General features: G+C 72.7%; 1 protein-coding gene. It reads left to right on the top strand.

Features of this window, described 5'->3' with window-relative positions:
- The first annotated feature begins 53 nt into the window (after positions 1 to 53).
- Positions 54 to 21,971, top strand: coding sequence for a non-ribosomal peptide synthase/polyketide synthase (locus tag AB0I51_RS24640; protein WP_362978502.1), 21,918 nt, complete (start codon positions 54 to 56; stop codon positions 21,969 to 21,971).
- The last annotated feature ends 42 nt before the right edge of the window (positions 21,972 to 22,013 follow it).

Here is a 22,013-nt window from a genome sequence, read left to right as displayed (position 1 = left end):
GCGGTCGCGGCTCCGCTGAGCCGTTCCGCACGCATTGGGAGGCACGGGCAGCTGTGGCGGGCAACACGCTTTCTTCGGCACGGGCAACGGCGACGAACGACTTCTGGCGACGGCGCTTCGCCTCTCCGGTACCGGAGACGGCACTCCCGCTGGACCACCCCCGTCCGCCACGCCAGGACGCCCCGGTGTCCCACGCGCGCCGCACGGCCACACTCGACATCACGGCCGACCCGGCCACCCGACTCGCCGCCTTCGCCGCCCTGTTGCACCGCTACAGCGGCACGACGGCCACCGAGACCGCGGTGGCCCACGAAGGCCTCCCGCTGCGCGTCACGATCGACGGCGACACCCCGTTCGCCCAACTCCGCGACCAGATCACCGCCGTACGCGCGGAGGCCGCCGCCCACCCCCTGCCGACCACGGATCTCCTACGGCTCCTGGCCCCCGAACCCTTGCGCGGCGGCGGCCTGTTGTGCGCCACGGGCTTCGGCACCGACCCCTGGGACGAGAGCGGCCCACTGGACCTGGCGCTCACGGTGACCGACCAGGAAGTGAGCGCGGAGTACCGCACCGACCTCTTCGCATCCGCCACCGTCGACCTGATCCTCGGCCACTACGGCACCCTCCTGGCCGACGCCCTCGCCCGCCCGGACGCCCGGGTCGCCGACCTCGAACTCCTCGGCGCCGACGAACGGCGCCGGATCCTGCACGACTGGAACGACACCGCGCACGACGTGCCGGCGCTCACCTGGCCGCGCATGTTCGCCGACCAGGTCGCCGCCCGCCCGCACGAGGTGGCCCTCATCCATGAGGACGTCCGCCTCACCTACGCCGAACTCGACGCCCGCGCGGCCAGGTTGGCGCACGCGCTGGTGGCCCGGGGTGCCGGTCCCGAACAGGTCGTCGCGCTCGCCGTACCGCGCTCCGCCGACATGATCGTGGCCGAGGTCGCCGTCCTGAAGGCGGGTGCCGCCTATCTGCCCGTCGACACCGACTACCCGGCCGACCGCGTCGCCCACATGCTCGCCGACGCCCGCCCGGTCTGCCTCGTCACCACCGCCGAGATCGCCCCCGACCTCCCGCCGGGCCTCGACCCGCTGGTCCTCGACGCCCCCGGGACGGTCGCCGAACTGGCCGACCACCCGGCCCAAGGCCCTTCCATCGCCGACGAGTTGACGACCGCGCATGCCGCCTACGTCATCTACACCTCCGGCTCCACCGGCCGCCCCAAGGGCACCGTGCTGTCCCACGCGGGTGTCGCCAAACTGGTCGCCACCCAGCAGGAACGTTTCGGAATCGGCCCGCACAGCCGGGTCCTCCAGTTCGCCTCACCCAGCTTCGACGTCGCGTTCTGGGACCTGTGCCTGGGCCTGCTCTCCGGCGGCCGTCTCGTCGTCGTCCCCGCCGACCGCCGAGTCCCGGGTGCCTCCCTCGCGGACTACGCGAACGAGCACGGCGTCACCTTCATGATCCTCCCGCCGGCGCTGCTCGCGGCCATGCCCGAGGACGTCCGACTCCCGCCCGAGGCAACCCTGTTGGCGGGCACCGAACGCGTCTCGCCCGAGCTGGTCGGCCGCTACGCACGCGGCCGGATGATGTTCAACGCCTACGGCCCGACCGAGGCCACCACCAACTCCACCCTCGGCCTCTGCGACCCGGACACCCCGGCCGGCACCATCGTGCCCATCGGCAGACCCGACCCCGGCACCCGCGCCTACGTCCTCGACGACCGGCTGCGCCCCGTCCCCGCCGGGGTCACGGGAGAGCTCTACCTCGCAGGCGACGGCCTGGCCCGCGGCTACCTCCGCCGCCCCGCCCTGACCGCCGAACGCTTCGTCGCCGCCCCGGCCGACCTGGCCGCCGCACCCGGCGAACGCCTCTACCGCACAGGCGACTTGGTCCGCTGGAAGACCGACGGCCGACTGGAGTTCCACGGCCGCGTCGACACCCAGGTCAAGATCCGCGGCTTCCGCGTCGAACCCGGCGAGATCGAGTCCGTGCTGCGCTCCCACCCGGCCGTCGACCAGGCCGCCGTGGTCGTCCGCGAGGACCGCCCCGGCGAACGCCGCCTCGCCGCCTACGTCGTGCCCTCGCTGGACGCCGGGGCGACCCCCGACGAGGGCGTCGCCGACTGGAAGGACCTGCACGAACTCCTCTACTCCGCCGCCGGATCGGACGGCTTCGAGGAGAACTTCGCCGGCTGGAACAGCATGTACGACGGCCTCCCCGTCCCGCTCGCCGACATGCGCGAGTGGCGCGAGGCCACCCTCGACCGCATCCGCGCGCTACGGCCCCGCCGCATCCTGGAGATCGGCGTCGGCTCCGGCCTGCTGCTGTCCCGGCTCGCCCCGGACTGCGCCGAGTACTGGGGCACCGACCTCTCCGAGGAAGCCGTACGCGCCCTGGACGCCCAGGTGTCCGCCGTCCCCGAACTCGCCGACCGGGTCACCCTGTTGGCCCGCCCGGCGCACGACCTCACCGGACTGCCCGAGGGCCACTTCGACACGATCGTCGTCAACTCCGTCGTCCAGTACTTCCCCGGCGGCGACTACCTCACCGGCGTACTCCAGGACGCGACCGCCCTCCTCGCCCCCGGCGGCGCGGTGTTCGTCGGCGACGTACGCAACCTGCGACTGCTCCGCACCCTGAGCGCGGCCGTCGAGAGCGGACGGGCGCGCGACGACGCGGACGACGACAAGGAAGCCCTGCGCGTCGCCGTGGACCGGGCCGTCGCCTGGGAGGGCGAACTCCTCGTCGACCCCGACTACTTCACCGCGCTCGACGGCCTCACCGCCGACATCCGAGTCAAGCGCGGCACCCACCACAACGAACTCACCCGCTACCGCTACGACGTCGTGCTGCGACCACAGTCGGACGCACCCGAGGAGACTCCCGACTCACCCTGGCCCGCGCTCGGTTCGCTCCGGGCGCTCGACGAGCTGCTCGCCGGCCGCCCGCCCCGCGCACGCGTCACCGGCATCCCCAACTCCCGGCTCGCCGACGACCTCGCCGCGCTCGACGCCCTCGACGACAGCAGCAGGCCGGCCACGGGACCCTACGGAGTGGACCCCGAGACCCTGCACGAGATCGCTGAGCGACACGGCTACGAGCTGGCGCTCACCTGGAACGGGGACGCCGAGGACGGCAGCCTGGACGCCGTGTTCGCCCTCGAAGCGGAGGCACAGGCCCGGTACCGCCCCGGAGGCGGCCGCCCGCTCACCAACCGCCCCGCCCCCTTCCGCAACGTCAACGCCCTGATGTCGACCCTGCGGGCACACGCCACCGAGTTCCTCCCCGACTACATGGTCCCGGCCGCCTTCGTCCCGCTGGACCGGCTGCCCGTCACCCCCAGCGGCAAGCTCGACGCCGCCGCACTGCCGGTCCCGGACCCCACCCGGCGACTCAGCCCGGGCCGGGCACCAGAGACCCCTCGCGAACAACTGCTCTGCGACCTGTACGCGCGGGCCCTGAAGGTCCCCTCGGTCGGCGTCGACGACGACTTCTTCGCGCTCGGCGGAGACAGCATCGTCGCCGTCCAACTTCTCATCCTCGCCCGCCGGGCAGGCCTGGAACTCACCCCACGGGACGTGTTCCGGCACCGCACGGTCGCCGAACTCGTCACGGTCGCCCGCACCGGTACGGCCCACGACCCGACCGCCACCCTGTGGCAGCCCCTGAGTGAGGACGAACTCACCACGGTGCAGGGCGAGTTCCCGGTCACTGTCGAAGAGGCGCTGCCGCTCGGCCCCCTCCAGGAGGGCTTCTTCTTCCACGCCCTGGTGGACGGCGCCGAACACGACGCCTATGTCGTGCAGCAGGTCGTCGAACTGTCCGGCCCGGTCGACGGCACCCTGCTGCGTACGGCCGCACAGCGACTCGTCGACCGGCACGCCCCGCTGCGCGCCTGCTTCCGCCGGACGCCCGACGGCCGCCCCGTCCAGCTCATCGCCACTGGCCTCGAACTGCCTTGGCACGAAGTCGACTTGGCGGCGCAGGACGACCCAACGGTCCGCCGTGCCCTCGCCGAGGCCGTCGCCGCCGACGAACGCGCCCACCGCTTCGACCTCGCCCGCCCGCCGCTGATCCGCTGTGCCCTCATCCGCTTCGGAGAGGACCGCAGCCGACTGGTCCTGACGTTCCATCACATCGTCGCGGACGGCTGGTCCCTGCCCGTCCTGCACCGCGAACTCCTCGCCCTCTACGGAGAGAACCCCGCCCCCCTCCCCGAAGTCGCCCCCTACCGCGGCTACCTCCGCCGGATCGCCGGAGCCGACCGCGACGCGGCCCGCGCAGCCTGGCGCACCGCACTCGCCGGTGTCGACGAGCCAACCCGTCTCGTCGCCACCCCCGCGCCGGCCGGACCGCTCGAACCCGCTCAGATCCGCGTCGAGTTGACCGAGCGCATCACCTCACGGCTCACCGCCCGCGCCCGCGAACGCGGAGTCACCCTGGGCACGCTCGTCCAGGGCGCCTGGGGCCTGCTCGTCGGCCGGACGACGGGCCGCCAGGACGTCCTGTTCGGTACGACGGTCGCCGGACGTGACGCCGCCGTCGACGGCATCGAGTCGATGATCGGCCTGTTCATCAACACCCTGCCCACCCGCCTGCGTTGGGCCCCCGGAGACACTCTGGGCGGGCTACTCGACCGGCTCCAGGACGAACAGAGCGCGCTGCTCGACCACCAGCACCTCGGCCTCGCCGACATCCAGCGCGCCACCGGCCACGCGGGCGACGGCGAACTCTTCGACACCCTCGTGGTGTTCGAGAACTACCCCGGTGGCGAGGGTGCCCCCGGCATCACCGACCCCACCGGCACGATCACCGTCGCCGGACACGCCTTCCACGACGCCGTGCACTACCCCCTCGCCCTCGTCGTCAAGCCCGGCCGCCGCCTCGACCTGCGCCTCAAGCACCACGCCGGGCGCCTCGACGCCGATGCCGCGCAGTCCCTCGCCGACCGACTCACCCTCGTCCTGCACGCCCTGGCCGGCGACCCCGGCATCCGTGTCGCCGACCTCGACCTGCTCACCCCGGACGAGCTGACCGCCGCCCACCCGGCGGGGGAGACCCGACCGGTCCCGGCCACCACCCTTGCGGGAGAGTTCGCCGCACAGGTCGCGCGGACCCCGGACGCCACGGCTGTCTTGTACGACGGCACGACCACTCTCACCTACGCCGAACTGGACGCCCGAGCAGAGGAGTTGGCGGCGCGACTGCGGGCCGGGGGCGTCGGCCGCGAACAGTTCGTCGCCGTCGCCGTACCCCGTTCGGCGGAGCTGATGGTGACTCTGCTGGGTGTCCTGAAGTCGGGGGCCGCCTATCTGCCCCTCGACCTGGACTACCCGGCGGAGCGCCTCGCGTACATGCTGGCCGACTCGGGCGCGACCACGGTCGTCACCACGGAACGGGACGCGGAACGGCTCCCCCCGGTCGAGGGCCTGGACGTACTGCGGGTGGACGCGGAGGGCGAAGAGGCCCTGTTCGGCGGAGCCGAGGACCACGCCCGCCCCGACGACCCCGCCTACCTCATCTACACCTCCGGCTCCACGGGCCGCCCCAAGGGCGTCGTCGTCACCCACCGAGCCATCGGCAACCGGCTGGCCTGGATGCAGGGCGAGTACGGACTCACCGCCGACGACCGGGTGTTGCAGAAGACACCGTCCAGCTTCGACGTGAGCGTCTGGGAGTTCTTCTGGGCGCTGCGCGAGGGCGCCGCCGTCGTCCTCGCCGCCCCCGACGGGCACCGCGACCCCGCCTATCTGGCCCGCCTGATCCGGACCGAGGGCATCACCACGATGCACTTCGTGCCGTCGATGCTGGAGGCCTTCCTCGCCTCCGACGAGGTCACCGCCGACCCCGCATGGGCGGCCGGCCTGCGCCGCGTGTTCAGCAGCGGCGAGGCCCTGTCCGGTTCCGCGGCCCACCGCTGGCACGAGCTGACCGGCGTCCCACTCCACAACCTCTACGGCCCGACAGAGGCCGCCGTCGACGTGACGTATCACCCCTACGACGGTTCACCCGACACCACCGTGCCCATCGGCCGCCCCGTGTGGAACACCGGCCTGCGCGTCCTCGACTCCTGCCTGCGCCCGGTCCCCGACGGCGTTCCCGGCGAGCTGTACCTGACCGGCGTCCAGCTGGCCCGCGGCTACCACCGGCGCCCCGCGCTCTCGGCCGAACGCTTCGTCGCCGACCCGTACGCCACCGAGCCCGGCGCCCGCATGTACCGCACCGGCGACCTCGTACGCCGCCGCCCCGACGGCACGATCGACTACCTCGGCCGCACCGACCGCCAGGTCAAACTGCGTGGCAACCGCGTCGAACTCGGCGAGATCGAGGACGAGTTGACGCGCATCCCCGCAGTGGCGCGGGGCGCCGTCGTCATCCGCGACCAGCGGCTCATCGCCTACGCGGTCCCGGCGTCCGGAGCCGACGTCGACCCCGCAGAGCTGCGCGCCGCCCTCGCGGAGGCACTGCCCGCACCCCTGGTCCCCGAGGCGTGCGTCGTCCTTGCCGACCTCCCGCTCACCCCCAGCGGCAAGCTCGACCAGGCAGCGCTGCCCACCCCGGAGGCCGAGCGCGCTGAACGCCGGTTGCCCGCAGGGCCGTTGGAGCAGCAGCTCACCGAGATCTTCGCGGCCGTCCTCGGTATCCAGGACGCGGGCCCCGACGACGACTTCTTCCGGCTCGGCGGCGACAGCATCAGCTCCATCGGCGTCGCGAGCCGCGCTCGCGCGGCGGGCCTGGACCTGAGCCCGCGCGACGTGTTCACCCACCGCACGCCCGCCGCCCTCGCGCTGGCGGCCGGCACCGCAACGGCCGTAGCCGCCGACCGTGTTGAGGCATTCACCCCGACCGAGGCCGAACACGCCCGGGTCCGATCTGTCGCCGCCCCGGCGGAGGTCGCCGACGTCTGGCCGCTGGCTCCCCTCCAGGAGGGCCTGTTCTTCCACTCGGCGTACGACGAAGGCGCGTTGGACGTCTACACGGTCCACGAGACCTTCGACTTCGCCACCCGTCTCGACACCACCCGCCTGCGCGCGGCCGTCCGCACGCTCCTCGACCGCAACCCGGGCCTGCGCGCGGGCTTCACCAGCGACGGCCTCGACCAGCCGGTGCAGTTCATCGTCGAGGACCCGCGGATCCCCCTCGAAGAGGTGGACCTCTCCCTCCTCCCGGCGGCCGAACAGGACGCCCTCCTGCGGGAGTTGACGGAGGCCGAGCGCAACCGCCGCTTCGACCTGTCCGCACCCCCGCTCTTCCGCCTCCTCCTGCTCCGCCTCGGTGCGGAGCGCGGCGACCGGCTCGTCGTCGGCCGCCATCTGATCCTCTGGGACGGCTGGTCGGCCTGGCTGTTCCTCGACGAACTGTTCGCGCTCTACGAGACGGGCGGTGACGCCGACGCCCTTCCCGCGCCCGGCAGTTACCGCGACTATCTGACCTGGCTGGAGGAGCAGGACGACTCGGTCGCCACCGCCGCCTGGCGCGCCGCGCTCGCCGGTCTCGACGAGCCGACCCTGCTCGCGCCCACCGCGGCCGACGGTCTGGAACCGGTCATCCCCGACCAGCTCGACACCCGGCTCTCCGCCGAACTCGGCCACCGACTCCGCGAGTTGGCTTCCGTCCACGGTCTGACCCTCAACACGATCCTCAACGCGGCCTGGGGGCTCACCCTCGCCTCCGCGACCGGCCGGGCCGACGTAGTGTTCGGAACGACCGTCGCAGGGCGCCCCAGCGAGGTCCCGGACGTCGGCAACATCATCGGCCTGTTCCTCAACACCGTCCCGACCCGCATCGCCCTCGACCCCGCCGAACCGGTCCTCGACCTGCTCCGCCGCGTCCAGGGCGAACGCCTCGACCTGATGCCGTACGAGCACCTCAGTCTCGGCGTCCTCCAGGCCGAGACCGGGCACCGCAAGCTCTTCGACACGCTGTTCGTGCTGCGCAACAACGACACCGAGGAGCGGCTGGGCGACCTCAGGACCCGGCACGGCGCCACCGCCGTCGCCAACGTCGACGCCACCCACTACCCGGCCAACCTCGTCGTCACCCCCGGCCGCGAGATCGCCGTCACCCTCACCCACCGCCCCGACCTCGTCCCGACCGCCCACGCACAGGCCCTCCTCGACCGCTTCGCGCTGCTCGTCGACCGCCTCACCGCCGACCTCACGGCACCGGTCGGCTCCCTCGACTCCCTCCTCCCCGCCGAACACGCGGCGCTACGGCGGGAGTCGGCGGCCGGCCGTGTCCCCGACCCCGAGGACACCATCGCCGACCTGCTGGCCGCGCAGGCCGAACGCACTCCGGACGAGCGGGCCCTGGTCTTCGGCGAGCGCAGCATGACGTACGCCGAGCTCGACGCGGCCGTCAACCGGATGGCCCGGCTGCTGATCGACCGGGGCGCGGGCCCCGAGCAGGTAGTCGCCCTCGCCCTGCCACGCTCCCTCGACATGGTCGTCGCCCTCTTCGCGGTCCTGCGCACCGGAGCGGCCTACCTCCCCCTGGAGTTGGACCACCCGGCCGACCGCATCTCCCTGATGCTGGCCGACGCCCGCCCGCTCCTCCTGCTCAGCACCACGGTCGTATCCGCCACACTGGACGGCGATATGGCCCGCGTCCTGCTCGACGACCCGGAGACCAAGGGGGAGTTGGCGGCTCAACGGGACACTCCCGTCCACCGCCGCTTCAGTCTCGAACACCCCGCCTACGTCATCTACACCTCCGGCTCCACCGGCCGTCCCAAGGGCGTCGTCACCCCCTACCGGGGCCTGACGAACATGCAGTTGAACCACCAGAAGGAGATCTTCGAACCCGCCATCGCCTCGGCCGGCGGCCGACGGCTGCGCATCGCGCACACCGTGTCCTTCGCCTTCGACATGTCGTGGGAGGAACTGCTCTGGCTGGTCGGGGGCCACGAAGTGCACGTCTGCGACGAGGAGTTGAGGCGCGACGCCGAAGCGCTGGTCGCCTACTGCGAACGCCACCGCATCGACGTCGTCAACGTCACGCCCACGTATGCGCGGCTGTTGATCGAGCAGGGCCTGCTGGAAGGCCACGTCCCGCCGCTGGTGCTGCTCGGCGGCGAGGCCGTCCCCGAGACCGTGTGGACGGCACTGCGCGATACCGAGGGCACATACGGCTACAACCTGTACGGGCCGACCGAGTACACCATCAACACCCTCGGCGGCGGCACCCTCGACAGCGACACCCCCACCGTCGGCAAGCCCATCCGCGGCACCCGCGCCCACATCCTCGACGCCTGGCTGCGACCGGTGCCCGACGGCGTCCCCGGCGAGCTGTACATCGCCGGAATCGGCCTGGCCCGCGGCTACTTGGACCGGCCCGCGCTGACCTCCGAGCGCTTCGTCGCCGACCCGTTCGGCGAGCCCGGCGAGCGCATGTACCGCACCGGCGACCTGGTGCGACGCAACCCCGACGGCAACCTCGACTTCCTCGGCCGCACCGACGACCAGGTCAAGATCCGCGGCTACCGCATCGAACCCGGCGAGATCGAGACCGCCCTCAGCCGCCACCCCCTGGTCGCCCAGGCCGCCGTCGTCGTCCGCGACGAACGCCTCGTCGGCTACGTCGTCCCCTCCGGCGCCGACCCGTCCGAGCGCACCGCCGCCGAGGCCGCCCAGGTGGGGGAGTGGCAGGAGATCTACTCCGACGAGTACGAGGAGATCGGCACCGCCGTCTTCACCGAGCGGTACGACGGCTGGGACAGCTCCTACGACGGCAGGCCCATCCCCTTCGAGGAGATGCACGAATGGCGCGAGGCCACCCTCGCCCGCATCGGTGCCCTCAAGCCCCGCCGCATCCTCGAAATCGGCGTCGGATCAGGCCTGTTGCTGTCCCGCCTCGCCCCGGAGGCGGAGGCCTACTGGGCCACCGACTTCGCGGCACCCGTCATCCGCAAGATCGGCGAGGAGGTGCGGCGCGACCCCGCCCTCGCCGTCAAGGTCGAGCTCCGCTGCCGCCCGGCCGAGGACCTGAGCGGGCTGCCGTTCGCCTATTTCGACACCATCGTCATCAACTCCGTCATCCAGTACTTCCCGAGCATCGACCACCTCACCACCGTGCTGCACGGCTTGATGGACCTGCTCGCGCCCGGCGGCGCCCTCTTCGTCGGCGACGTCCGCAACCTGCGGCTCGCCGACACCTTCCACGCCGAGATCCAGCGCGCCCGGGGCACCGCCGAAGCGGACCTGGAGCGGGCGGTGGAACGCGGCCTGCGCCTGGAGAAGGAACTCCTCGTGGACCCCGACTACTTCACCACCCTCGGCTACGGCGTCGACCTCCGCACCAAGCGCGCCGAGCACCACAACGAGCTGTCCCGGCACCGCTACGACGTGGTCCTCTACGCCGACGACCCGGACGTCCGCCTGGACAACATCCCGTCCGTCGACTGGGCCACCGGCAACACCGTCGGCGAACTCCTGCGCGGCGACCGGACGTCCGCCGAGGCGATCGGTGAACTCCTGCGCGGCGGCTGGACCGCGACCGGCGCCACCGCGGAACGCCCGCGCGGCGAACGGCCCGAGACACTCCGCGTCACCGGCATCCCCGACGGCCGCACGACCGGGACGGGCGTCGACCCCGAGCACCTGCACGAAATGGGCACGGCGGCCGGACACCGGGTGCTGACGACCTGGTCGGAGCAGCAGGGGACGTACGACGCCGTTTTCCTGAAGGCGTCCGAACTCCGCCTGACCGGCGGCCTGTTCAGGCCCGGCGGTGGCACCCGTCCCTACGCCAACGACCCCACCGCCGCCCGCCAGGCGAGCGCGCTCGTGCGCCGCCTGCGCGAGGACCTGGGCCGTGAACTGCCCGACTACATGGTCCCGTCGGCCTTCGTCACCGTCGACGGCCTGCCCATGAACGCCAACGGCAAGCTCGACGTCCGCGCCCTGCCCGACGCCGAACCCGCCGTCGCCCTCGGCGGCGGACGCGGCCCGCGCACCCCGCAGGAAGAGGTGCTCTGCCGGCTGTTCGCCGAGGTGCTGGGCCTGCCCGAGGTCGGCGCGGAGGACAACTTCTTCGACCTGGGCGGCCATTCACTCCTCGCCACCCGGCTGGTCAGCCGCGCCCGCACCGAACTCGGCGCCGAACTCGCCATCCGCGACCTCTTCGAAGCCCCGACTCCCGCTCTGCTCGCGGGCCGTGCGGACGCGGCGAGCCCGGCCCGTCCGGCGATCGCCCCCGTCACCGACCGGCCCGCCCGCATCCCGCTGTCGGCCGCCCAGCGACGGCTGCTGCTCGTCGAGCAGATCACCGGCAGTGGTGTCGCCTACAACTTCCCGCTGGTCTTCCGGCTGCGCGGCACCCTCGACACCGAGGCCCTGGCCGCCGCCCTGCGCGATGTCGCCGGACGGCACGAGGCGCTGCGCACGTTCTTCCCGACGCACGAAGGAGAGCCGTACCAGCGGATCGTCCCGGCTGAAGAGGCGGACCCGGCCTGCACGGTCGCCGACTGCGCCGAGGACGAACTGCCCGCACTGATCGAGTCCGCCCAGCGCCGCCCCTTCGACCTCACCACCGAACTCCCCTTGCGCTGCGAGGTGTTCAGGCTCGGCCCGGACGAGCACGTGGTGGCCGTCGTCCTGCACCACATCACCACCGACGAGTGGTCCGACCGCCCCTTCCTCGCCGACCTCGACACCGCCTACGCGGCCCGCCGCGAGGGACGGGCACCCGACTGGGCGCCGCTGCCGGTGCAGTACGCCGACTACACGCTCTGGCAGGACGACCTCCTCGCACGCACCGGCGAGGCCCAACTCAGTCACTGGGCCGACACCTTGAGCGGTCTGCCCGACGAACTCTCACTGCCCGCCGACCGGCCGCGGCCCGCCCAGCCGACCGGCCGCGGCGGCAAGGTCCGCCTGGAGCTGCCCACCGCCACAGGCCACGCCCTGCGCGACCTCACCACCGCCACCGGGACCAGCATGTTCATGCTGTTCCAGGCGGCCACCGCCGCACTTCTGAACCGGCTCGGCGCGGGCGACGACATCCCGCTCGGCGCCCCCATCGCCGGCCGCACCGACGAGGCCCTCGCCGACCTGGTGGGCTTCTTCGTCAACACCCTGGTCCTGCGCACCGACGTGTCCGGCGACGAGCTGACCTTCCGTGAACTCCTGGGCCGGGTAAGGGAGTCGTCCCTTGCGGCCTTCGAGTACCAGGACCTGCCCTTCGACCGGGTGGTGGAAGCCCTCAACCCGCCGCGCGTGGCGGGCCGCAACCCGCTCTTCCAGGTCATGATCGGCTACCACCACCGCCCCGACGGCGACCCGGACGTGCTCGGCCTCAGGACCGAGTGGTTCGACATGGACACCGGCATGGCCAAGTTCGACCTCCACTTCACGTTCGTCGACGAGACCGGTCGTGACCGTGTCGTCCTGCTCCTGGAGTACGCGACCGACCTCTTCGACGAGTCGACCGCCGAACACATCGCCGGCCGCATGGCCCGTCTCCTGGACCACGCTGCGGCCGAACCCGACCGCGCGGTAAGGGACTTCGACCTCCTGGAGGACACCGAACGCGCCCTGGTCCTGGGGGAGTGGAACGCCACCGAGCACCCCGTCCCGGCCACCACCCTGCCGGAACTCTTCCGCGCCCAGGCGGCCCGCACGCCCGACGCCACGGCCCTCGTCTTCGAGGGACAGCCGCTGACGTACGCGGAACTGGACGCTCAAGTGGAGCGCACCGCACGGGTGCTGGCCGCACTCGGCGCGGGTCCCGAACGGACCGTGGCCGTGGCGCTGCCGCGCTCACACGAACTCGTCGTCGCCCTGCTCGCCGTCCACCGGGCCGGCGCCGCCTACCTCCCGCTCGACCCGGACTATCCCGAGGAGCGCCTCGCGCTCATGGTCGAGGACGCGCGCCCGGTCCACGTCGTCCGCGACACCCTGCCGACCGGCCCCGAAGATGAACTCCCCACGTCCTACGACCCGTCGAGCCCGGCATACGTCATCTACACATCCGGCTCCACCGGCCGCCCCAAGGGCGTCGTCGTCCCGCACGAGGGCATCGTCAACCGGCTGCTGTGGATGCAGGACGCGTACGAACTCACGGCCGCAGACCGGGTGTTGCAGAAGACGCCGTCCAGCTTCGACGTCTCGGTGTGGGAGTTCTTCTGGCCCCTGATCACGGGCGCCACTCTGGTCGTCGCCCGCGCCGAGGGCCATCGCGACCCGGCCTACCTGGCCCGGCTGATCCGCGAACAGGACGTCACCACCGCCCACTTCGTGCCCTCCATGCTCCAGCTCTTCCTGGAGGAACCGGCCGCGGCGGACTGCACCGGCCTGCGCCGCGTGATGTGCAGCGGCGAGGCCCTCCCCGTCGCCCTCACCCACCGCTTCCACGACATCCTGGCCACCACCGAACTCCACAACCTCTACGGCCCGACCGAGGCCTCGGTCGACGTGACGGCCGTGGAGATCGGATCGGACGCGCAGAGCGTGCCGATCGGCCGCCCGGTGTGGAACACCCGCACCTACGTCCTCGACGCCGGACTGCGCCCGGTACCGCCGGGCGTCCCGGGCGAGTTGTACCTCGCGGGCGTCCAGCTCGCGCGCGGCTACCTGGACCGGCCCGGTCCGACCGCCGAACGCTTCGTCGCCGACCCGTACGGCGCGCCCGGCACCCGTATGTACCGAACGGGCGACCTGGCCCGCTGGAACGCCGACGGGACGATCGAGTACCTGGGCCGCACCGACGACCAGGTGAAGGTGCGCGGCTTCCGGGTCGAACCCGGCGAGATCGAGGCCGCGTTGACCACCCACCCGGCCGTCGCACACGCGGTCGTGGTGGTCCGGGAGCAGGCCCTCGTCGCGTACGTGGTCCCGGCCGGGCCCATCGAGGTGACGGCCCTGCACGCCCACATCTCCGCCGCCCTCCCCGCCCACATGGTCCCGGCCGCCTTCGTGACGCTCGACGCGCTGCCACTCACCCCCAACGGCAAGCTCGACCGGGCCGCCCTGCCCGCCCCCGACTTCACGACGGCCACCGGCACGGACGCGGGCACTCCGCCCCGCACTCCCCGCGAGGAGATCCTCGCCGGACTCTTCGGCGACATCCTCGGCCTCGAACGCGTCGGCGCCGACGACGACTTCTTCATCCTCGGAGGCCACTCCCTGCTCGCCATGCGCCTGGTCAGTCGCGTCCGTACGGCACTTGGCGCCGACCTCACCGTCCGTACCGTCTTCGAGGCCTCGACTCCCGCACAGCTCGCGGCCCGCCTCGACGACCGGGCCGGCGGACTGCCCGCCCTCGTCCCGGCCGACCGCCCCGACGAACTCCCGCTCTCCTACGCCCAGCAGCGCCTCTGGCTGCTGCACCGCATCGAGGGCCCGGGAGCCACCTACAACATCCCGGCCGCCTGGCGACTGACCGGCACGCTCGACCGGGACGCCCTGGCAGCCGCCCTGGACGACGTGGCCGTACGGCATGAAAGCCTGCGCACGGTCTTCCCCGAGCGGGACGGCCGTCCCCACCAGGTCGTGCTGGACCGGGCCTCGGTACCCCTTCACCACAGCCGGGCGACCGAGACCGAACTGCCCGGCCGGCTTGCCGAGGCCGCCGCGCTCGGCTTCGACATCGACCGCGAACTCCCGCTGCGCGCCCATGTGTTCGAGCTGGCAAGGGACCAGCACGTCCTGCTGCTGGTGCTGCACCACATCGCCGGCGACCAGTGGTCCGACGGACCCCTGTGGCGGGACCTGGCCACCGCCTACGAAGCCCGTCGCGAGGGGCGGACGCCCGCCTGGGCTCCGCTGCCCGTGCAGTACGCCGACTACGCCCTCTGGCACCGCGGCGCACTCGGCGACCCCTATGCCCCGGACAGCCGTCAGTCCCGTCAGCTGGCCTACTGGCAGAACGCCTTGGCAGGTCTTCCGGACGAACTGGCACTGCCCACCGACCGCCCCCGCCCGCTGGAGAGCAGCCACCGGGGCGGCGCGGTCGGGTTGACCCTCGACGCCCAACGGACGGGACAACTGCGCGCGTTGGCCCGTCGCCAGGGCGTCAGTATGTTCATGGTCACCCAGGCCGCCGTCGCCGCGCTGCTGCACCGGCTCGGCGTCGGGGACGACATCCCGCTCGGCGCACCGATCTCCGGACGGGCCGACGAAAACCTCGAAGACCTGGTGGGGTTCTTCGTCAACACCCTTGTCCTGCGCACCGACTTGTCCGGCGACCCCACGTTCGCCGACCTGCTCGGCCGCGTCCGGGACACCGACCTCGCAGCCTACGAACACCAGGACCTGCCCTTCGAGCGTCTGGTCGAGGCGGTCAACCCGGCCCGCTCGCTGGCCCGGCACCCGCTGTTCCAGGTGATGGTCGTCCACCTCGACGACGAGGGCGCCAACCCCGCCCTGCCTGGCCTGACCGCCCGACGCGAAGAACTCGGCCAGCAGGGTGCCAAGTTCGACCTCAGCTTCGACTTCGTCGAGCAGGGCGAGAACGGCATGCACTGCTGGATCGAGTACAGCGCCGACCTCTTCGACGAGTCGACCGCCCAACTCCTCGCCGAGCGCCTGGAGTCACTGCTCGCGCAGGTCGCCACCGACCCGGACCGACGACTCGCCGCGCTCGATGTCCTCCACGACGACGAACGCGCTCTCGTCCTCACCGACTGGAACGCCACCACCCGGACCGTCCCCGAGCCCACCCTGCCCGAGCTGTTCCGTTGCCAGGTCGCCCGCACCCCCGACGCCACGGCGGTCGTCTTCGAGGACACCACCCTCACCTACGCCGAACTCGACCTTCGCGTAGAGAGGTTGGCGCACACCCTCGTCGCGCACGGCGCTCGGGCGGAGGCCGTCGTCGCCGTCGCCCTGCCGCGCTCCCTCGCCCTCGTGGTGTCCCTGCTCGCGGTCCACCGCGCGGGCTCCGCCCATCTCCCCCTCGACACCGGCTACCCGGCCGACCGCCTCGCCCACACGCTCGCCGACGCCCGCCCCGTCTGCCTGGTCACCACGGAGGGCGTCAACCTCCCGGATTCGGACGTGCCCACCCTCACGGTCGACACGGACGGCACCCCCGGCCACCCGGCACACGCGCCCCTGCCCACCGCCCACGACCCCCGCCACCCCGCCTACGTCATCTACACCTCCGGCTCCACCGGCCGCCCCAAGGGCGTCACCGTCCCTCACCAGGGCATCGCCAACCGCCTGTTGTGGATGCAGGACACCTACCGCCTCGACGCCGGGGACCGCGTCCTGCAGAAGACCCCGGCCGGATTCGACGTGTCGGTGTGGGAGTTCTTCTGGCCGCTGATCACCGGCGCCACCCTCGTCGTGGCTCGCCCGGAAGGCCACCAGGATCCCGTCTACCTCGCGGGACTGATCAAGCGTCAGCACATCACCACGGCCCACTTCGTGCCGTCGATGCTGCGCGCCTTCCTCGACGAACCCACCGCGGCCGGATGCGTCGACCTGCGCCAAGTCATGTGCAGCGGCGAGGCGTTGCCCGCCCCGCTGGCCGCCCGCTTCCACCAGGTCCTGCCGACCGCACGTCTGCACAACCTCTACGGCCCCACCGAGGCGTCCGTCGACGTCACCGCTCACGAGGTCACCGCCGATCCGGCCACCGTGCCGATCGGCCGCCCGGTGTGGAACACCCGCACCTACGTCCTCGACGCGGCCCTGAGCCCGGTACCGCCGGGTGTGGCCGGCGAACTGTACCTGGCGGGGGTCCAGTTGGCGCGCGGCTACCTCGGCCGCTCCGCCCTGACCGCCGAGCGCTTCGTCGCCGACCCGTACGCCACCGAACCCGGCGCCCGTATGTACCGCACCGGCGACCTGGCCCGCTGGACCCGGGACGGGGAGCTGGAGTATCTCGGCCGCGCCGACGACCAGGTCAAGCTGCGCGGTTTCCGTATCGAACTCGGCGAGATCGAGAGCGTGTTGGCCGCCCATCCGAACGTCGCGCACGCCACCGTCCTCGTACGGGACGAACGGCTCGTGGCGTACGTCGTACCGGCCGGCGCCCCGGCCGAGTCCGCCGGACTCCGCGCGCACACCGCCCGTTCGCTGCCCGACCACATGGTCCCGGCCGCCGTCGTCATCCTGGCCGCTCTCCCGCTCACCCCCAACGGCAAACTGGACCGCCGTGCCCTGCCCGCCCCCGACTTCGCCGCCGAGGTCACCGACACCCGGCCGCGCACGGCGCTGGAGGAGATCCTCTGCGCGCTCGTCGCGGACGTCCTCGGTCTCGAACGCGTCGGTGTCGAGGACGACTTCTTCTCCCTCGGCGGAGACAGCATCGTCGCCATGCAGCTGGTCGCCCGCGCCCGCGTCGCCGGGCTCACCTTCAGCCCGCGTGACGTCTTCCGCCACAAGTCGGCCGCGGGGCTGGCCACCGTCACCGCGACCGCGGTCTCCGCCGAGCGCCACGACGACACCGTGCTGCTCGACCTCACCGACGACGAGCGCGCCGAACTCGCCGCCCTGCCCGCCGGAACCGAGGTCCTGCCCGTCTCCCCGCTCCAGGCCGGCCTGCTCTTCCACGCGGCCCTCGACTCCGGCGACGACGGACCGGACGTGTACACCGTCCAGGTCTCCTACGACCTCGAAGGCCCCCTCGACGCCGACCGGTTGCACACCGCCGCGCAGGACGTGCTCGATGCGCACGAGAACCTGCGCAGCGGCTTCCGGCACCTGTCCTCCGGGCGGCCCGTGGCCGTCGTACCGCGTACGGCCGTACTGCCGTGGCGGCAGCTCGACCTCACGGACGACCCCGGGGAGTGGGAGCGGCTCCTCGTCCAGGAGCGGCGCCGCTTCGACCCCGAACACCCCCCGCTGCTGCGGCTGTTGCTGGCCCGCCTCGGCCATGACCGGCACCGGCTCGTGCTGTCGCACCAGCACCTCCTGCTGGACGGCTGGTCGCTTCCCCTGCTCACCGCCGAACTGTGGGCCCGCTACGAGGGCCGCACCCCGGCCGCGCCCGCCCCCTACCGCGAACACCTTCGCCTCCTCGCCGCCCAGGACCCGGCCGTCTCCGCCGCCGCGTGGGCCGAGGCCCTCGGCGGGCTGGCCGAGCCGACCCGGCTCGCACCCGTCGGCCCCGACCGTGCCGCCGTCGTACCGAGCACCCACACCGTGGAGTTGGACCCGGACCGTACGGCGGAGCTGGAGGCGTTCGCGCGGCGCCGGGGCGTCACCGTCAACACCCTTGTCCAGGCCGCCTGGGGCGTGCTCCTCGGTCGGCTCACCGGCCGCACCGACGTGGTGTTCGGCGCCACCGTCGCCGGGCGTTCGCCCGAACTCGCCGGGGCCGAGTCGATGATCGGTCTGTTCATCAACACCGTGCCGGTACGGGTGAACGTCCGCCCGGAGGAGAGCACCGCCGCCCTGCTGACGCGAATCCAGGACGAGCAGTCCGCTCTCATCGCCCACCAGCACCTAGGTCTCGCCGACATCCAGCGGGCCGCCGGACTCGGTGAACTCTTCGACACACTGGTGGTGTTCGAGTCGTATCCGGTGGCGGATGCAGACGAGGACGGCGACGGGCCGCGGGTGACCGTCCGCGACCACGAGGACTCCACCCACTACCCGTTCGCGTGGGCCGTCGAGCCCGCCGAACGGCTGCGGCTGACCGCGGAGTTCCGCCCCGACCTCTTCCAGCCGGCCGTCGTGCGACGGATTTCGGATGCCCTGACCACCCTCCTCACCGGGATGGCGGCCGACCCCGAGCGGGCCGTCGGACGCCTCGACCTGCTCGGTCCCGCCGATCTGCGCACCGTCCTGGAGAGCTGGAACGACACCGCGCTCCCGGACGCCGAACGCCTCGGCACGGTCCCCGAGCTGTTCGCCGCGCAGGCGGCCGCAGGACCGGACGCGATCGCCGTCACGGACGGCCGTGCGACCTGGACGTTCGCCGAACTGGACGCCCGCAGCGACCAGTTGGCACGCATCCTTGCCGGACACGGCGCCGGGCCCGAACGGATCGTGGCCCTCGCACTGCCCCGCACCGTCGACCACATCGCCGCGATCCTCGCCGTGATGAAGGCCGGCGCCGCGTATCTGCCCCTCGACCCCGACCTTCCCGCCTCCCGCCTGACCGGCATGCTCGACGACGCCCGCCCCGCGCTGATCCTGGCCACGGGCGAGACCGCCGCCACGCTGCCGCCAACGGGCGTACCGGTCTTCAGACTTGACGCCCCGGCCGACGGACTGCTGCAGGCGGAACCCGTCGCCCCCGGCCCCGACCACCCCGCCTACGTCATCTACACCTCAGGCTCGACCGGCCGCCCCAAGGGCGTCGTCGTCACCCAGCGGGGCATCGCCAACCTGTTCCACAGCCACCGTCACGATCTGCACCGGGTGGCCAGGGAACGCACCGGACTGCGCCGTCTGCGGGTCGGCCACGCCTGGTCGTTCTCCTTCGACGCCTCCTGGCAGCCGCAGTTGTGGCTGCTGGACGGGCACGCCCTGCACATCGCGGACGACGAGACCCGCCGTGACCCCGAACTCCTCGCCGAGTTCATCCGCGGCCGGGGCATCGACTTCATCGAGGTCACCCCTTCGCTGCTCGCGCAGATGGCGGACAGCGGACTGATCGGCACCGAGGGCGACTGCCCGCTCGCCGTGGTCGGCTTCGGCGGCGAGGCCGTACCCGAGTCGCTGTGGACCCGGCTCGCCGCGCTGCCGGACACCGAGGCGTTCAACCTCTACGGACCCACCGAGACGACCGTCGACGCGCTCGTCGGCCGGGTCCGCGACAGCGCCACCCCGGTCGTCGGACGCCCCGTCCACGAGTCCCGCGCCTATGTCCTCGACACCGCCCTGCGCCCGGTACCGCCCGGCGTCACCGGCGAGTTGTACCTGTCCGGACCCGGTCTCGCCCGCGGCTACCTCGACCGGCCCGGCCTCACCGCCGAACGCTTCGTCGCCGACCCGTACGCCACCCGGCCCGGTGAGCGCATGTACCGCACCGGAGATCTGGCCCGCTGGACCGAGGACGGCCGGCTGGAGTTCGCCGGCCGCTCCGACGACCAGGTCAAGATCCGCGGCTACCGCATCGAACTCGCCGAGATCCAGGCCGCGTTGGACACCCATCCGGCCGTCACGCAGACGGTCGTGGTGGCCCGCGAACACCGGTCCGGCATACGGCAGTTGGTCGCATACGCAGTCGCCGAGGGCGTGGACGGGACCGCCCTGCGCGCCCACGCCGCCGCGGTACTGCCCGACTACATGGTCCCGGCCGCCGTGATCGTCCTCGACCAGTTGCCGCTGATGTCCAACGGCAAGCTCGACCGCTCCGCCCTGCCCGCACCGGACTTCACCGCGACGGGCGGCGGCCGGCCCCCCGCGAGCGACACCGAGCGCACCCTGCGCGACCTGTTCGCGGACGCCCTCGGGCTGCCGGCCGAGGCGGTCGGCACGGACGACGACTTCTTCACCTTCGGCGGAGACAGCATCGTCGCCATGCAACTCGTCGCCCGGGCCAGGGCAGAAGGCCTGCGCGTCACTCCGCGCCAGGTCTTCCAGCACCGAACCGTGGCCGCCCTGGCGGCAGTTGCCGTCCCGCTCGACACCGGCGAACGGCACGCCGTCCACGACGACGGCACCGGCACCGTCCCGCTCACCCCGATCATGCGCGGCCTGCTGGAGCGCGGCGGCCCCATCGCCGCGTACCACCAGGCGGCCCTGGTCCAGACCCCCGCCGACCTCACCGGACCCGGCCTGCTGGCCGTGCTCAAGGCACTCGCCGCCCGGCACGACATGCTGCGGGCCCGGCTCGACCGCGAACCGGGGTGGAACCTGCGGGTGCCCCCGCCCCAGGACATCGACGTCAGCACCTGGTTCACCCGGGCCGACGTACGTGGGGCGGACGAGAACGCACTGCGCGCCGCGATCTCCCAACACGCCGCAGCGGCACGGGCGGGGCTCGACCCCGGCGACGGGGCGATGGTGCGAGCCGTCTGGTTCGACGCCGGACCCGGACAGCCCGGGCGACTGCTGATCCTCGTCCACCACCTGGTGATCGACGGCGTCTCCTGGCGCGTGCTGCTGCCCGACCTGGCCACCGCCTGGGCAGCTGTCCGGGGCGGTCGTACGGTGGAACTCGCGCCCGTGGAGCTGTCGTTCGCCCGCTGGTCCCGGCTCCTCGGGACCCGCGCAGGCGACCCCGCGACCGAGGACGAGTTGCCGTGGTGGACGTCCGCTCTCGCGGCGGGCGCCGGACTCCCGCTGGCCCGCCCGCTCGACCCGGCCCGGGACACCGTCGCCACCACCCGCCACCTCTCACTGACCCTGCCCGCCGACGTCACCGAACCGCTGCTGAGTCGTGCCCCGGCCGCCTTCGGCGCCACCGTCAACGACGTCCTGCTCACCGCGTTCGCCCTGGCGGTCGGGGACTGGCGGACCCGGACGCTCGGCGCGCGGCAAATGGGCGGGCCCGTCCTGGTCGACCTGGAGGGCCACGGCCGCGAGGAGCAACTCGCGGGCGACGCCGACCTGTCCCGTACGGTCGGCTGGTTCACCAGCGTCGTACCCGTGCGACTCGACCCGGGTGAGGCCGATTCGGCGGACGCCTTCGCGGGCGGCCCCGCACTGGACACGGCCCTGGCCCGCGTCCGCGCCCACCTCACCGCGCTGCCCGCGGCCGGCATCGGGCACGGACTGCTGCGCCACCTCAACGCCGGGACCGGCCGGCGCCTCGCCCAACTCGCGGAACCCCAGATCGAGTTCAACTACATGGGCCGCTTCGACCGCCCGGCGGCGGCCGACTGGTCCTACGCGCCCGAGGACGACGCCGCCGACCTCGACGCCGATCCCGGCCAGCCGATGTCCCACGCGCTGACCCTCAACGCCATCACCGAGAACCGTCCCGAGGGCCCGGAACTGAGCGCCCACTGGGCGTACGCCGCCGAACTCCTCACCGAGGAGCAGGTGCAGGACCTGGCCCGCACCTGGTTCCGGGCACTGGAGGCCGTCGTACGACGGGCGGACGCCCTCAACAGGCCCTGACCGAACCGCACTTACCCACCACAACGCACGAGAGGCAAGGAA

This window comes from Streptomyces sp. NPDC050549, assembly GCF_040655035.1.
Lineage (GTDB): Bacteria > Actinomycetota > Actinomycetes > Streptomycetales > Streptomycetaceae > Streptomyces.
The sequence above is the reverse complement of the archived record's forward strand: the minus strand, read 5'-3'. Positions and strand labels throughout refer to the sequence as shown.